General features: G+C 63.8%; 20 protein-coding genes and 1 pseudogene. 18 read left to right on the top strand and 3 right to left on the bottom strand.

From position 1 onward, the window contains the following. Positions 1–5: 5 nt before the first annotated feature. The 7 genes from MCUTH_RS08210 (at position 6) to pdxT (ending at position 5,887) form a co-directional block, all read left to right on the top strand. Positions 6–1,166 (top strand): aminotransferase class I/II-fold pyridoxal phosphate-dependent enzyme, encoded by a 1,161-nt coding sequence (locus tag MCUTH_RS08210; RefSeq protein WP_066957949.1) that lies wholly within the window; start codon positions 6–8, stop codon positions 1,164–1,166. A gap of 630 nt (positions 1,167–1,796) precedes the next feature. Next, positions 1,797–2,807 (top strand): adenylosuccinate synthetase, encoded by a 1,011-nt coding sequence (locus MCUTH_RS08205; protein ID WP_066957947.1) that lies wholly within the window; start codon positions 1,797–1,799, stop codon positions 2,805–2,807. Next, complete coding sequence (locus MCUTH_RS08200; RefSeq protein ID WP_066957945.1) at positions 2,804–2,989, top strand: methytransferase partner Trm112; 186 nt, start codon at positions 2,804–2,806, stop codon at positions 2,987–2,989. The genes MCUTH_RS08205 and MCUTH_RS08200 overlap by 4 nt, the downstream gene beginning before the upstream one ends. A 7-nt stretch (positions 2,990–2,996) precedes the next feature. Next, the gene (locus tag MCUTH_RS08195; protein WP_066957943.1) at positions 2,997–3,518 is read left to right on the top strand and encodes a DUF7524 family protein; all 522 of its coding nucleotides are present in this window, start codon (positions 2,997–2,999) and stop codon (positions 3,516–3,518) included. After that, positions 3,497–4,417, top strand: coding sequence for an adenosylcobinamide-phosphate synthase CbiB (gene cbiB / locus MCUTH_RS08190; protein WP_066957942.1), 921 nt, complete (start codon positions 3,497–3,499; stop codon positions 4,415–4,417). The genes MCUTH_RS08195 and cbiB overlap by 22 nt, the downstream gene beginning before the upstream one ends. Positions 4,418–4,422: 5 nt before the next feature. Beyond that, the gene (gene pdxS, locus MCUTH_RS08185; protein ID WP_066957940.1) at positions 4,423–5,319 is read left to right on the top strand and encodes a pyridoxal 5'-phosphate synthase lyase subunit PdxS; all 897 of its coding nucleotides are present in this window, start codon (positions 4,423–4,425) and stop codon (positions 5,317–5,319) included. Continuing rightward, complete coding sequence (pdxT, locus tag MCUTH_RS08180) at positions 5,309–5,887, top strand: pyridoxal 5'-phosphate synthase glutaminase subunit PdxT (protein ID WP_066957938.1); 579 nt, start codon at positions 5,309–5,311, stop codon at positions 5,885–5,887. Before pdxS ends, pdxT begins: the two co-directional genes overlap by 11 nt. Positions 5,888–5,908: 21 nt before the next feature. Here the strand turns inward: pdxT and MCUTH_RS08175 are convergent, their stop codons facing one another. Continuing rightward, positions 5,909–6,292, bottom strand: a complete 384-nt coding sequence (locus tag MCUTH_RS08175) for an ArsR/SmtB family transcription factor (RefSeq protein WP_066957936.1) — start codon at positions 6,290–6,292, stop codon at positions 5,909–5,911. A 354-nt stretch (positions 6,293–6,646) separates the two neighbouring features. Between MCUTH_RS08175 and MCUTH_RS11760 the strand changes: the two genes are divergently transcribed. From MCUTH_RS11760 to MCUTH_RS08145, 9 genes and pseudogenes are all read left to right on the top strand, one after another. Continuing rightward, on the top strand, positions 6,647–6,787 hold the full coding sequence (locus tag MCUTH_RS11760) for a hypothetical protein (RefSeq protein ID WP_161937585.1): 141 nt from the start codon (positions 6,647–6,649) through the stop codon (positions 6,785–6,787). A 98-nt stretch (positions 6,788–6,885) separates the two neighbouring features. After that, positions 6,886–7,791, top strand: a complete 906-nt coding sequence (locus tag MCUTH_RS08170) for a permease (RefSeq protein ID WP_066957934.1) — start codon at positions 6,886–6,888, stop codon at positions 7,789–7,791. Between the two features lie 25 nt (positions 7,792–7,816). Beyond that, the gene (locus MCUTH_RS08165; protein WP_066957932.1) at positions 7,817–8,104 is read left to right on the top strand and encodes a hypothetical protein; all 288 of its coding nucleotides are present in this window, start codon (positions 7,817–7,819) and stop codon (positions 8,102–8,104) included. Between the two features lie 6 nt (positions 8,105–8,110). Then, a complete protein-coding gene (arsB, locus tag MCUTH_RS08160; protein WP_066957930.1) occupies positions 8,111–9,223 on the top strand; it encodes an ACR3 family arsenite efflux transporter in 1,113 nt (370 codons plus the stop codon). Continuing rightward, positions 9,220–9,612, top strand: coding sequence for a DUF2703 domain-containing protein (locus tag MCUTH_RS08155; RefSeq protein ID WP_066957928.1), 393 nt, complete (start codon positions 9,220–9,222; stop codon positions 9,610–9,612). The genes arsB and MCUTH_RS08155 overlap by 4 nt, the downstream gene beginning before the upstream one ends. A gap of 4 nt (positions 9,613–9,616) precedes the next feature. Next, positions 9,617–9,733: pseudogene (locus MCUTH_RS11405) on the top strand (arsenate reductase/protein-tyrosine-phosphatase family protein); the annotation flags it as partial. An 80-nt stretch (positions 9,734–9,813) separates the two neighbouring features. After that, the gene (locus tag MCUTH_RS08150) at positions 9,814–10,161 is read left to right on the top strand and encodes a putative zinc-binding protein (RefSeq protein ID WP_066957926.1); all 348 of its coding nucleotides are present in this window, start codon (positions 9,814–9,816) and stop codon (positions 10,159–10,161) included. 237 nt (positions 10,162–10,398) lie between these two features. Beyond that, positions 10,399–10,557 carry a hypothetical protein gene (locus MCUTH_RS11755; RefSeq protein WP_161937584.1) on the top strand — a complete coding sequence of 53 codons (159 nt, stop codon included), beginning with the start codon at positions 10,399–10,401 and terminating at the stop codon, positions 10,555–10,557. A 114-nt stretch (positions 10,558–10,671) separates the two neighbouring features. Further along, a complete protein-coding gene (locus MCUTH_RS08145) occupies positions 10,672–11,076 on the top strand; it encodes a DUF2703 domain-containing protein (protein ID WP_066957924.1) in 405 nt (134 codons plus the stop codon). A gap of 16 nt (positions 11,077–11,092) precedes the next feature. On the opposite strand, the gene MCUTH_RS08140 is transcribed toward MCUTH_RS08145, so the two are convergent. Further along, a complete protein-coding gene (locus tag MCUTH_RS08140; RefSeq protein WP_066957922.1) occupies positions 11,093–11,782 on the bottom strand; it encodes a nucleoside-triphosphatase in 690 nt (229 codons plus the stop codon). 234 nt (positions 11,783–12,016) lie between these two features. On the opposite strand from MCUTH_RS08140, the gene MCUTH_RS08135 reads away from it, so the two are divergent. After that, on the top strand, positions 12,017–12,502 hold the full coding sequence (locus MCUTH_RS08135; protein WP_066957920.1) for a peptidylprolyl isomerase: 486 nt from the start codon (positions 12,017–12,019) through the stop codon (positions 12,500–12,502). An 8-nt stretch (positions 12,503–12,510) separates the two neighbouring features. After that, a complete protein-coding gene (locus MCUTH_RS08130; protein ID WP_066957918.1) occupies positions 12,511–12,975 on the top strand; it encodes a ribonuclease III domain-containing protein in 465 nt (154 codons plus the stop codon). Here the strand turns inward: MCUTH_RS08130 and MCUTH_RS08125 are convergent. Further along, a complete protein-coding gene (locus tag MCUTH_RS08125; RefSeq protein ID WP_066957916.1) occupies positions 12,959–14,260 on the bottom strand; it encodes an L-lactate MFS transporter in 1,302 nt (433 codons plus the stop codon). The two genes, MCUTH_RS08130 and MCUTH_RS08125, sit on opposite strands and share 17 nt — an antisense overlap. Between the last annotated feature and the right edge of the window lie 2 nt (positions 14,261–14,262).

Raw genomic sequence — 14,262 nt, 5'->3', positions numbered from 1 at the left:
GCGCGTTGAGGGATTTCGTCTCTGCCCGGGCCCGCGCCATACCTCCGTCGGGGATCCGGCGGTTCTTCGATATCGCCCAGACGATGGATGACGTCATATCCCTGGGTGTCGGTGAACCGGACTTCGTGACGCCTTGGTGCGTCTGCGAGGCCTCCATCTACTCGATCGAGCAGGGGTCGACCGCCTACACCTCAAACAAGGGGACTCCTCAGCTCCGGGGCGCCATCAGCCGCTACCTCGATACCCGTTTCGGCACCCGGTATGACCCCGAGAACGAGATCATCGTCACCTGCGGCGTCTCGGAAGCGGCCGATATCGCTATTAGGGCCATTACGGATCCGGGAGACGAGATCCTGGTCGCAGAGCCCTGTTACGTCTCCTATGTCCCATGCGTCTCCCTCGCAGGCGGCGTCCCGGTCACCGTCCCCTGCCGGGCGGAGGACGAGTTCCGGCTGACGCCCGAGGCGCTCGCGGAGAAGATCACCCCAAAGACAAAGGCGCTCATCGTAAACTTCCCGAACAACCCCACCGGCGGGGTGATGCAGGAGGCGGACTGGCATGGCATCGCCGATCTTTTGGTCGACCACGACCTCCTCCTCATCAGCGACGAGGTCTACGCCGAGCTCACCTACGAAGGCGACCACTTCTCTCCGGCACGGATCCCGGAACTCTATGAGCGGACGATCACCTTAAACGGGTTCTCGAAGGCCTTCGCCATGACCGGGTGGCGGATCGGCTACCTCTGCGCTCCGCCCGAGATCACCGCCGCGGCCTTGAAGATCCACCAGTACGTCGCGCTCTGCGCCCCGGTGATGGGACAGATCGCGGCGTATGAAGCGCTCCGGATCGGGGAGGCCGAGAAAGACGCCATGGTCAGGGAGTACCGTCTCCGGCGGAACCTCTTTGTCGACGGATTAAACAAGATCGGCCTTGCCTGCCACGTTCCGAAGGGCGCATTTTACGCCTTCCCCTCGGTGGAGAGCACCGGCATGAGCGATCTCGAGTTTGCCGAGAAACTCCTGCACGATCAGCATGTCGCGGTCGTCCCGGGGAGTGTCCTCGGGCCCTCCGGTGCCGGGCATGTGCGGTGCGCCTATGCGGTCTCGCGGGACGATCTCAGGGAGGCCCTCTCCCGCATGGCGGCCTTCCTGGAATCAAAAGAGTGAGAGCGCCCCAGGTCTTCTCAAGACCAAATCACAACTCTTTTATGCGGTATCCATGCTCAAATAACGGGCAATCCGGTGTCCGACAGAGGAATGACGATAGGAGAACCCCTTTGCTTCCACTGGAGATGTGGATTTATTCGGCGATTCCGAGGGGGTCGGGATCACTTTCCCACGCGTGCAGGATATGCATCCCCCTCTGGAAATGCCGGGCGGATCATTGGGTTCTCGTCCGCGCTCCAATGTTCTAAATTCGATCACAGATCGGCTCATCATTTCATAGAATGCTCGACGTGGCAGCCCTGGATGCAGAGAAGATGAAGTTTCCAGTGGAAATGAAGGGGTTTGGATCCGGCAGTGACCGACCGGGGAGCCAGGCTTCTGATCCACAAGACTGATATGCAATGCACTCCCCGCGGAAGGCCCCCAGTATTGGTACCGGGGCCAGACCCGGTTCCGCTCTTTGGGTACTGGATCTTATGGCCGATCGCTGCTCTTTTTGGCGCGAGGCCTTGCCAGGCAGAGATGGATGGGTTGTCCGGCGTCGTCTTCACATAAACAGGATGGCTGCTCTCCCGGTATCAGATTGTAACGTTTATCATTCAGTATCGCTCCATCCTACATGATAGAACAATGAGTTGTACTATTATCGTCGGCGGGTTCTTTGGTGACGAGGGAAAAGGAAAGATCGTAGCCCACATTGCTCACCAGGACAGACCATCCATCATCTCCAGGGGCGGCGTCGGCCCGAACGCAGGGCATACCGTCCGCATTGGTGAAAAAGAGTACGGTGTCAGGATGGTCCCCTCGGGGTTTGTCTACCCGGAAGCAACCCTCATGATCGGGAGCGGCGTCCTCGTTGATCCCCGGGTCTTCCTGCACGAGGTCGACCTGCTCGGCGTCCGGGAGAGGATCTTTGTCGACGGCAGGTGCGGTGTCATCGAAGAGGAGCATATCGCCCGGGACAGGGGGAGCGAGCATCTCAGAAAGAAGATCGGGAGCACCGGGACCGGGTGCGGCCCGGCGAACGCAGACCGTGTTCTCCGGACATCCCGGCAGGCAAAAGATGTTCCTGAGCTTGCCGACTTTGTCACCGACGTAGCACAGGATATCAACAGCGCTCTCGATAACGGCGAGATGGTCCTCCTCGAGGGGACCCAGGGCTTCGGGATCTCCCTCTACTTCGGAACCTACCCGTATGTGACGAGCAAAGATACCTCCGCCTCGCAGATCGCCGCCGATAACGGTGTCGGCCCGACCCGGATCGACGACGTCATCGTCGTCTTCAAGGCCTACCCGACCCGGGTCGGCGAGGGCCCCTTCTCGACCGAGATGACCGCGGAGCAGTCGCACAAGCTCGGTATCGAGGAGTTCGGGACCGTCACCCACCGGCAGCGCCGCATCGGCACCTGGGACGGGGAGATGGCGCGCTACTCGGCGATGATCAACGGCTGCACCCAGGCGGCGATCACCGGGATCGACCGGATCGACCCGGCCTGCTTCGGCGTCACCGAGTACGATCGGCTGACGAAGAAGGCAAAGGACTTCATTGCGCAGGCGGAAGAGGATATCGGCAAGCCCGTCACCCTGATCTCGACGGGCCCCGAGATCTCGCAGATCATCGATCTACGGAGTGAGCTATGAGAAGAGATCTTATGGAGATTCTCTGCTGCCCGGTCTGTAAGGGGGACCTGGAACTCCTGGTGACAGAAGAGCGCGGCGAGGAGGTGCTGGAGGGCACCCTTCGGTGCGCGGCATGCCGCGTTGACTACCCGATCAACGAGGGCATCCCAAACCTCCTCCCGCAGAACATCTGCGAGGACTGATCAGACCGTGCCGGAGATTCATCTCAATAGCCGCGGGATAAACGCGATAGCGGTTCCGGACGAGGTCGAGGTGACACCGGGCAGCGACCTCGTCCTCCATATCATCAACCACGGTTCGCCGCTCCATATCACCATCGCCTCCTCAAACTCCGCGGCCTTCACCGACTTCTTCCACGAGAATCTCTACGTAAACAAGATCGAGGAGTTTTCTATCCCCATCCGGGAGAACGCCTGCCCCGGAACCTTCTCTCTCGAGGTCATCGCCGGCTACGGCGCTAAGAGAGCGGAGTTCCGGGTCGTCGTCAAGGAGCGGCCCGATCCTGAGCCTGCTCCGGAGCCGGAGCCAGTCGTCCCGGAGGTCGCTAGACCGGGCATACCGCTCCCGCCGGCGACGGTCCTCGTCCCCTGTGTGATCGCCCTGCTCCTCTATGGGCTGTGGCTCATGCTTGGGATCGATCTCCTGAACGCCGCCGCGTTTGCGGCCCTCCTTCTCGGGGTCATTCTCACATGGTTGCGGCAGCGGTCGTAGTCGCTGCGTCGCTGCTGGTGGACCGGCTGATCGGGGACCCGCACTCCCGCTACCACCCGGTGGCTCTGCTTGGCCGGTTCATCGGGTGGTGGGGGGTCCCGGGCCGCTACCCGGCCCGCGTCGAGCGTTTTTTTGGGGTTTTGGGCGCTCTCGTGACGGTCGCCCTCTTTGCCGCGCCGTTTGCGCTCGTCGAGTATCTGGCCCCCTGGTACCTCTACCTCCTCCTCGCGCCCTTCCTCCTCAAGGTCTGTCTTGCCTGGCGGTCGCTTGAGGAGCACGTCGCCGCCGTCGTCCGGGCGCTCGAGGACGACGGGATCGGTGCGGGCCGCTCAACAGTCGGGATGATGGTGAGCCGGGATACGGGGGACCTCGATTCCGAGCACGTCCTCTCGGCGGCATACGAGTCGATGACCGAGAACCTGGTCGACAGCATCATCTCTCCGCTCTTCTACTATGGGCTCTTTGGACTCGTCGGAGCCGCAGGTTTTAGGGCGATCAACACCCTGGACGCGATGCTCGGCTACCGCGACGAGCGGGCCCGGATCGGGTGGTTTTCGGCCCGCGCCGACGACGTTGCAAACTTCATCCCGGCCCGGCTGACAGGTCTTATCCTCCTCGCCTACTTTGCGGCGAAGGGCCGGTTCACCCCGGCGTATGCGGCCCTCCGGCGCGATAGAAAGAAGCGGCCGGGGTTCAACGGCGGAATCCCGATGGCGGTCATCGCCGGCGGGGTAGGGATCCGGCTCGAGAAGCCCGGCGTCTATACGATCGGGGATCCGGAGCGGAGCCTTGCGGAGGGGGGAGCCGGAATTGTCCGGGCGGTCCGGGCGGCGACGGTCATCTTTGCGATTGGGGAGATCGCCGCACTATTTTTATTGTGGTCCATGTGCTATACATAGAAGTAATGAAACTCGAGGAACTGAGATTTGGCACCGAGCTGATCAAGCGCGGCTTTGCGTCGATGCAGAAAGGCGGCGTCATTATGGACGTCGTCAACGCAGAGCAGGCGCAGATTGCCGAAGAGGCCGGTGCCGTCGCCGTCATGGCGCTTGAGAGAGTCCCGGCCGATATCAGGGCAGCCGGGGGCGTGGCCCGTATGGCCGATCCACAGAAGATTATCGAGATCATCGATGCGGTCTCCATCCCGGTGATGGGGAAGGTTCGGATCGGCCACTTCGTCGAGGCGCAGATCCTGGAAGCGCTTGGTGTGGACATGATCGACGAGAGCGAGGTGTTGACCCCGGCGGACGAGCAGTTCCATATCGATAAAACCCGGTTCTCCGTGCCATTCGTCTGCGGCGCCCGGAACCTCGGGGAGGCGCTGCGCCGCATCAACGAGGGAGCGGCGATGATCCGGACAAAGGGCGAGGCCGGGACCGGCAACGTCGTCGAGGCGGTCCGCCACATGCGGGCGATCATGGGCGAGATCCGGAGCCTGCAGGGTCTCTCACGCCAGGAACTCGTCGACCGGGCCCGCGATATCGAGGCGCCGGCGGACCTGGTCATCGAGTGCGCAGAGCGCGGCCGGCTCCCCGTCGTGAACTTCTCCGCCGGCGGGATCGCGACGCCTGCCGACGCGGCGCTGATGATGCACCTTGGGGCCGACGGTGTCTTTGTCGGGTCGGGCATCTTCAAGTCCGCAAACCCCGAGGCGACCGCCCGGGCGATCGTCGAGGCGGTGAACCACTACGACGATCCAAAGGTCCTTGCCGAGGTGAGCAGGGGTCTTGGGGATGCGATGAAGGGCATCGATATCCGTACACTTCGTCCAGAAGAGGTGTTGCAGACCCGTGGGCGTTAAGGTCGGGGTTCTCGCGCTCCAGGGCGACGTCGCCGAGCATGCTGCGGCGTTCCGGGAGGCGCTCGCGGAGAGACCGGGCTCGGAGGTCGTTTTAGTCAGGAAGCCCACAGACCTTGCGGACCTCGACGCCCTTGCGATCCCGGGCGGGGAGTCGACGACGATCTCCCGGTTGATCGAGAAGAACGGGCTCTATGAGCCGATCGCGGAGTTCGAGGGCGGGATCTTCGCCACCTGCGCGGGAATGGTCCTTATCGCCGACCGGGTGGACGACCCCCGGGTCCGGCCCCTCTCTCTCGTCCCGATGCATGTGGCACGCAACGCCTTCGGCCGGCAGGTCGACTCCCGCGAGGCGATGCTCGAGGTTGCCGGGCTCACGGAGCCGTTCCGGGCAGTCTTCATCCGGGCCCCGGTGGCGACGGACGTTGACCCTCAGGTCCAGGTGCTCGCCCGGATACCGGAGGGGATCGTCGCTGTCCGGTATGGGCGGCATATGGCGTTTGCCTTCCATCCCGAGCTCGGCGGGGACTTACGCCTGCACCGGATGTTTTTAGAGGGGCTCGGGCTCTAGGCCCCGGCATCCACCTATCTTTCAACTTCCGTTATCATCCACGATCTGTTGCGCCCACGCCTCACCTTCGGCCGTCAGGCGGTAGATGATCCAGTTCCCCTGTGCCTCGCCGGCGATCAGGTTCGCTTTCTTCAGGACACCGAGGTGGTAGGAGAGCTTCGAGTCTGCGATGCCGAGCACCGCCTTGACGACGCAGACGCAGAGCGGTTGCACGGAGAGCATCGTGAGAATCTTGAGACGAAGCGGGTCGCCAAGCGCACGGTGGACGCTGCTCTCCCGCTCAAGCACTGCATCGGCCGGCAACTGTTCTATAAGCCCTGTAATCCCACCACACTGACAGAGCGACTCTTCGACTCCGGGAGGGAGGGGCAGGGATGTGTCCTGATACTCTTCGCCTCCTGCCATCCGATCATCACACTCTTCTTTCGAGACAATGCGAAACGAGAGTACCTATAATCTTTCGCTGCTACCGCACGAGGTACGAACTAACCGTTCGACAGCAGAGGAGAAAAAGCATGGACATCATAACCGCCGGTTTGTTCGTCTGTTCTCACGGTTCCGGGTCTGGGTCTCCACCGATACGGGCTCCTCGACCCTGCCCGGCCGGGGAACCTCACTGACGCCGTTGTGAATCCTGTCCCCGCCAGGCCCGTCGCCGCCGGTTGACCCCACTTCAACTCTTTTTGGAACCAGAACATTTATCGGTAGTGATGTCCACCTTATTTCAAATAATGTTGAAACAGCGCGGAGCGTAGCATCATGGCGGACGACACCAGCAAAAACCGGAAAGAAGGCATCGCCGGACGGATCAAGAACCTCCTTGCGCCGGAGAGCGACCGCGGCTGCTGCTGCGGCAACGTGAAGATTGTGCCGAAGAGGACAGACGAGAAGAAGGAGTGACCGGAAGCGGAGCATGGCAGGCGGATGGGGCGAGGAGTCCCGTACCCGGACGGCGTGCGGGTCTCAGAAGGAGGAACGGGGCAGGTGAGTGAACGACCATGGATGCCGCTTCGAACCTGACCACCGCCGGAGAGTTCTTCGTCGTCATCGCCGGAGAACTGGTCCTGCTCTTTGTGGGGATCACCTTCCTCGTCGGGCTCCTCCAGGCCTACATCCCCGAAGAACGGATCCGGGGCGTGCTTGCCGGGAGACGACAGGGCGTCGGGAACGTTATCGGGGCCGGGTTCGGTGCCCTCACCCCGTTCTGCTCCTGCTCGACGATCCCGATCCTGCTCGGCCTCCTCGACATCGGGGTTCCGTTCGGGGTCTGCATGTCGTTCCTGCTCGCATCCCCGCTCTTAAACCCGGTGATCCTTGCCCTCCTCGTCGCGCTCGTCGGGGTCGTCCCGACCGCCATCTACGCCGCCCTTACCTTCACGGCCGCCGTGGGGATAGGCTGGCTCCTCGGCCGGTTCGGGTACGAGCGCTATGTCAGGGACGTCATGGTCGAAGGGAGACCGGAACCCTGCAGTTGCGCTGCAACCCACGGCACCCGCATCCGGGGAGCGTTCTCTTTCGCGGTCGGTCTTTTCCGGCAGGTGCTCCCCTACCTCCTGCTCGGCGCCGGGATCGGTGCGTTCATCTACGGATTCGTCCCCGAAGACCTGATCGTTGCGGTCGCGGGGCCGGACAACCCCCTCGCCATCCCGGTTGCGGCGGTCATCGGCGTGCCGATGTACATCCGGGCGGAGACGCTCATCCCGATCAGCGCCGTCCTCCTCGATAAGGGAATGGGCATCGGTGCCGTGATGGCGCTGATCATCGGCGGCGCGGGCGCGAGCATCCCGGAGGTGACATTGCTTGCCGCGATCTTCGAGCGGCGCCTACTCGCCGCGTTCGTGGTGATCATCCTCGGGGTCGCCATCCTGGCCGGCGTGGCGTTCCAGGCCCTTGCGATGTTCTGACGGCCTGTTATGAGGTGATTGTAACATGGATTCCAGACGGGAGAAGATACCCTGCTGTGCCGCAGATGCCCTGCGGCAGATCCGACGGATCGACGTCGGCGGGACTATAATTGGGTTTACGATGCTTGATGCGGTCTTTGCGGAGGTCGCCGCGATGGGGATCGGTGACGATGCCGCCCTCGGCAAGGAGCTGGTCCGGCGGGTCCGCGAGCATAACTACGTTCCTCCGGGTGGGGAAACGCTGTATGCAGCCGCGCTCGTGAGGGAGTACCGGGCCGATCGGCGCCCCGGCAGCTGCGATTGCTGCAGGTGACCGGCGATGGGCACCATCGACCAGATTCATCCGAAGGCCCCCGGTTCCCGGCTCTCCTTCCTCGACCGCTACCTGACCCTCTGGATTGTCCTTGCGATGGCGGCCGGCGTCGCCATCGGCTACTTCCTCCCCGGCGTGCCGGAGGCGATTACGGGGTTCTCGATCGGCACCACATCCATCCCGATCGCGCTCGGGCTGATCCTGATGATGTACCCGCCGCTCGCGAAAGTCCGCTACGAGGAGCTCGGCCGGGTCTTCCGGGACACCCGGGTACTCGGCCTCTCCCTCGTCCAGAACTGGGTCGTCGGCCCGGTACTGATGTTCCTTCTCGCGGCGACCTTCCTCGCCGACCGGCCGGAGTTCATGTACGGCCTTATCCTGGTCGGCCTCGCCCGGTGCATCGCCATGGTCATCGTCTGGAACGATCTCGCGAAGGGCGACTGCGAGTACTGCGCCGCGATCGTCGGCGTCAATTCGATCTTCCAGGTGCTCTTCTATGCTCCCTACGCCTATGTCTTCATCACCGTCCTCCCGCCGCTCCTTGGCATCGGCGCCGGGACGGAGGTGCCGATCACCATCTCGGGCGTCGCCGTCACGGTCTTCATTTACCTGGGCATCCCGTTCATCGCCGGATTCCTGACCCGCTTTGCGCTCCTCCGGGTGAAGTCGAAGGAGTGGTATCATACCCGGTTCATCCCGAAGATCTCGCCGATCACGCTCGTCGCCCTGCTCTTCACGATCGTGGTGATGTTCTCGACGCAGGGCGGCAACATCGTGGCGCTGCCGCTCGACGTCGTCCGGATCGCCATCCCGCTCACCCTCTACTTCCTGATCATGTTCTTCGCAAGCTTCTGGATGAGCTGGAAGGTCGGCGTCGACTACGGGAGGTCAACGTCGCTTGCGTTCACCGCCGCGAGCAACAACTTCGAACTCGCCATCGCCGTTGCCATCGGGGTCTTCGGGATCGGCTCGGGCGTGGCGTTTGCCACCGTCGTCGGGCCGCTGCTCGAGGTGCCGGTGCTGATCTCGCTCGTGAACGTCGCCCTCCGGCTCCGGGACCGCTGGTACGGAGGAGTGGTCGAAGCACATTGTCCTGCGCCACGTGAGGGGCTACCATGAAGAACGAACTGGTCATCGAATGGAAACATGTCGGAAGAGACATCGAGAACACCTGCGAGCGCTGCGGCGCGACCGGCCGGGCGGTGATTGACGTCGTCGAGCAGATGCGCCCCATCCTCGAGGAAGAGGGAATCGCGGTCCGGTTCATCGAGACCGTCCTTGAAAACGAAGCGATAGCGGACTCAAACAGCATCCTCTTCAACGGCGTGCCGCTTGAGAACCTCATCGAAGACATGGAGGTTACAGCCACGCCCTGCGCCTCCTGCGCCTGCATCACCGGACAGGACGACGCCGAGTGCCGTGCGGTCGAGTACGACGGCAAGCGCTACGAGTCGATCCCGCCGGAGCTGATCGCCCGGGCGGCGCTGAAGGCGCTCGGACTGGAGTGATACCGTGAAGAAGAGGGTCCTCTTCGTCTGCACCCATAACGCCGCCCGGTCGCAGACGGCGGAGGGCTACATGAACGCCCGCTACGGCGACCGTTACCAGGCCTTCTCGGCCGGCATCGACGAGGAGGTCATGGCGGGCGTCCGGGGGATCCGGGACGAGATTACGAGCTGAATCGGCGCAAGGTTTGGAGAAGAATGAGTATGGCGTTCACCATCGTTGCCTGTTCGGGGCTCTCGAACACCGGGAAACTGACGGCCCAGACCGGTGCGATGCTCCTCCGCAGTTCCTGCGGGGCGGTCGAGACGTGCGTCGCGGCCACACGGCCGACGGCGTCGCTGGAGGTCGCGGTCCGGCACGCGGATCGGATCCTGGTGCTTGACGGGTGCGGCGACTGTTGCGGGAGGAAGAAGGTACAGGCGCTCGGGGTCGAGCCGGATCTGCATCTGGTCGCGACTGACTGCGGCATCGCAAAGAACGGGATGGCCGAACCCCGGTTCGACGAGATAGAACGCCTTTCGGCTGCCGTTATGGAGGCGATCAGGAGCTGAAGGCAGCGGAGATCTTCGAACAGTGGATGCGGCGCATTGTCGGGGTGCTCTTCGCCGGGATCGGGATAGACTTTCTCGCCGCAATGCTGCTCGCGTGTCCCACCTCCTGCCGGGCTCCAGTCTGTGCCTGCGCCCGGGATTCGAGAGTAATGAGACTAAAACCTTCATACGCCGGCACCGCAAACAGTTAGTCAGCGTAAAACACTCCGGCGCATCTGCTGGAGCGAGAGTGACGACATGACAGACAGCAATGAAAAGCATGAAGAAGGATGTGTCGGATCGCGGGTGAAAAAACTCTTCTCTTCCGGCTGCGGCTGCGGGAGCGGCGGCGGTTGCTGCGGGACAGGGATCGTCCCGAAGGAGAAGAAAGAAGAACCCGAGCCGGAAGATGAGTAGGTTGCCGGTGCGGTCTGTCGAGCCGATCTGTGTCGGGCGGCACGATCCTGATCCCGGTAGTAGCCCAGAGGGGCGGCAGAAGATCTCCCGCCGGTTACAGAGGAGATGGTATACATGAAGAAGGAACTCGTCATCGAATGGAAGCATATCGGAAACGAGATCGAGAAGACCCGCGAAGAGTTCGAGGAGACCGGGATGACCCTTGCGGCGGTCCTCGCGGAGATCCGCATGCTCCTCGAGATGGAGGGGGTCGCCGTCCGGATGGTCGAGACGGTCCTCCCCGATGAGGTGGCCATGGAGCCGGAGCGCCTCCTCTTCAACGGCGTCCCGGTCGAGGAACTCCTCGAAGGGGTCGAGGTGACCGCGACGTCCTGCTCCTGTGCATCCTGTGAATCCTGCGAGACCTGCGGGGAGGAGGAGGCGGAGTGCCGGACGCTCCGCTACAACGGCGAGGAGTACGAGGCGATCCCGCCGGAACTGATCGGGCGGGCCGCCGCAAAAGCGCTTGAGAAGGAGTGAGGCGCTGTCGGGCCCGTCACTCTTCCGGGCCGTAGCATCGCCGGAGGATCACCGGGGCGCTCCGGGCGGCCCCGGCGGCCGTATTCACGAAGGGTGTTGGAGCGCCGATGCACTCGCCCGGGATCGGAGGCGTCCGGGCCGCCGAGTAGGTCTGCGCTTCCCGCCACTCCCAGACGGCTTCCATCACCGCATCCGCCGTCGCCATGACGCTCGCCACCCCGACGTCCACCACGACGGCGTTTCTGATATTCCATCGCTCGACGACCGTATCAAGAAGCCGGCGCCGGACCGTCAGGATCATCGGCGGGTGCGGATGTGCGAACAGGCAGTCGAGCTGCTCCGCCCAGACCCCGCCCTGGAGCTCGAACCTCCCCACCTCATCGATGACCATAAGATCGGTCTCCCGCGGATCAGGCGGTGCGAGCGCCCGGCGGCCGAATGCCAACCCCTCGGGCCGGAAATAGAACCGGCCGTGGATCTCGCACCGGGGATCGGGATCGACCGAGCAGAGTACCTCGTGCTCGCCGGTGGCGAGGTCGACCAGGGTGAACCCGGACCTGCGGCCGTCCCGCACATGCCCGGGTGCGATGATCCCCTGGACACGCACGTTCAGCCCGACGATGAGTCCGAGGACCTGGTGCAGGAACGTCGTCTTGCACTGGCCTTGCCCGCCGGTGATGATGAAGACCGGCGCCCGGCGGCTCATAGGAGGGCCCCTCCGCTGCCGGAGGCCGGGTGGGGAATGGTGGATATATCCCGGCCGGGGTGAATCTTCGCTCCGGAGTACATACATATACTTCCGGGCTGTTCGTATAAATTATTTTTACTTTACTGATTTGTTTATGCTATATGGTTGACTCAGGGGACTGCGGTCCCGGTTGCCGGATCTTCCATCAGTATAAGTAGAGATGCGGGACAATACCATACGGAGTGAATGATTATGGCGGATAAGCGTGTCGTGCTCCATACGACGATGGGCGATATCACGATCCGGCTCTACGACGATATGCCGGTGACCGCGGGGAACTTTGAGAAACTGGTCCGGTCCGGGTTCTACGACGGGACGATCTTTCACCGGGTCATCGATGGCTTCATGATCCAGGGCGGCGACCCCACCGGCACCGGGATGGGCGGGCCGGGCTACACCATCCCCGACGAGTTCGTGAAGGGTCATTCGAACCTCCGGGGCACGATATCGATGGCGAACACCGGCCGCCCGAACTCCGGCGGGAGCCAGTTCTTCATCAACCTCGTCGACAACACCTATCTCGACTGGGACGACCCCCGGACGCCGAGCGCCCACCCGGTCTTCGGGGAGGTGGTGGAGGGGCTCGACGTCGTCGATAAGATCGGGAAGGTGAGGACGGACTCATCCGACAGGCCGAAGGTCCCCGTCCGGATCGAGAAGGCCGAAGTCCTCGAGTAACCTTTTTTATGAACGCGAGTGAGACCGGCGGGATGCGCCGGCTTGAGGAGGAGATCGGGTATGCCTTCACCGATCGAACGCTTCTCCTCCGGGCGCTTACCCGCCTCGCCTACGCCCTGGAGACGGGTCTTCCTCCTGCCGCCCACATGGACGCCCTCGCGACGCTCGGGGACGCGGTCATTAACGTCGTGGTCGTGGAGGCGGTGGTCGCGGGCGGAGCGCACGACAAAGGTGCGATAACCAACCGCAAGATGAACCTGGTGAACATGTCCCGGCTCCGCGCTCTTGCGGAAGGTATCGACCTTGCCGGTTACGTTCGCTGGGGAAAGGGCGAGGCCTCCCAGAGGGTCTGGACCTCCGGCCGTGTCCTCGCCGAGTGCCTGGAGGCCCTCATCGGCGCCGTCTACCTTGACGGCGGGATGGAGGCGGCCGCCGGGGTGCTCCGGCGGCTCGGGCTCACGGAGAAGGTGTAGCGCCTTCCTCTTCTCTCTCTTTTTCCGGTGCCGGAACGGTCTCCGGCGGGCGCACGAGAAGCCAGGCGGTGGCGAACCCCACGACGGCCAGGCCCGCGACGAGCGGGAAGACGCCGAGGTAGGTCCCGGTCGCTTCCCGGACGAAGCCTGCAAGCTGCGGCCCGGCGATCGCCCCCGCACCGTAGGCGAGGAAGACGACCCCGTAGCAGCGCGGGTAGTCGCACGTCCCGAAATACGAGGCCGTCGCCGCCGGAGCGATCGCAAGCCACCCTCCAAGGCAGCCCCAGAGGACGGCGAAGGCGACGATGTAGGCCGGCACCCCGGGGACAAGCCAGATCAGGATCGATGCCGCCGCGATCAGCGCGAACGAGAGCATCGCTGTCTTCTGCGGGGTTATCCGGTCGGTGAGGCTCCCGAACCCTGGCCTTCCTAGCCCGTTGAAGACGGCGAAGAACCCGACGAGGAGCGTCGCGAGCCCCGCGTCCACTCCGGCGACCTCGGTCCCGACCGGCTTTGCGATCGAGATCGCGGTAAGCCCCGCAAGGCAGCCTACGAAGTAGCAGGCAAAGAGCCCATAGAACGTCCCCGTCCGGAGCATCGCGCTTCGGTCGCACTCGCAGACCGGCGCCGTCCCGACCCCGGGCGCGGGAGGCGTCCAGCCCTTCGGCTGCCAGCCCTCCGGCGGGAACCGGAGCGGCAGGGCGGCGAGGAGCAGCACGGCGATGAAGGCGATCCCGAAGATCCGGAACGTCGCCATCACGCCGTAGGCGGCGATCAGGGCTCCTGCAGCGTTTGCGGTCACAAACGCCGAGAACCCGAAGCCGAGCAGGGCCAGCCCGACGGCAAACCCCCGCCGGTCCGGGAACCATCGGGCCGCGACGGCGACCGGCGCTCCATAGGCTATCCCGACGCCGAGCCCCCCGATGACCCCGTAGACGACGTAGAGCGCCTCGACCGACGTCGCCGTCGAGGCGAGCAGCCAGCCGAGGCCCGTAAGGAGCCCGCCGACGATCGTCACCTTTCGGGGGCCGTAGCGCTCGATGTACTTCCCGGCGAGCGGCATCGCTATCGCGAAGAAGGCGAGGAAGACCGAGAACGGGAGGAGGACCTCCCCGGCCGTCACCTCCCGGCCGAGCGTCTCAGAAAAGTACGCCGCAAGCGGCGCGACAAAGACGCTCCAGGAGTAGATGCTCCCGAGACAGAGGTTGATGAGGAGGCCGAGGGCGACAAGCCCCCACCGCCCCTTCTCCGCCGGCAGCCCAAAGACCGTCTGTGTGTCTGGCATGG

It is taken from the genome of Methanoculleus thermophilus, from assembly GCF_001571405.1.
GTDB lineage: Archaea > Halobacteriota > Methanomicrobia > Methanomicrobiales > Methanoculleaceae > Methanoculleus > Methanoculleus thermophilus.
Note: the sequence above shows the minus strand (reverse complement) of the source record. Positions and strands in the feature narration are given on the sequence as shown.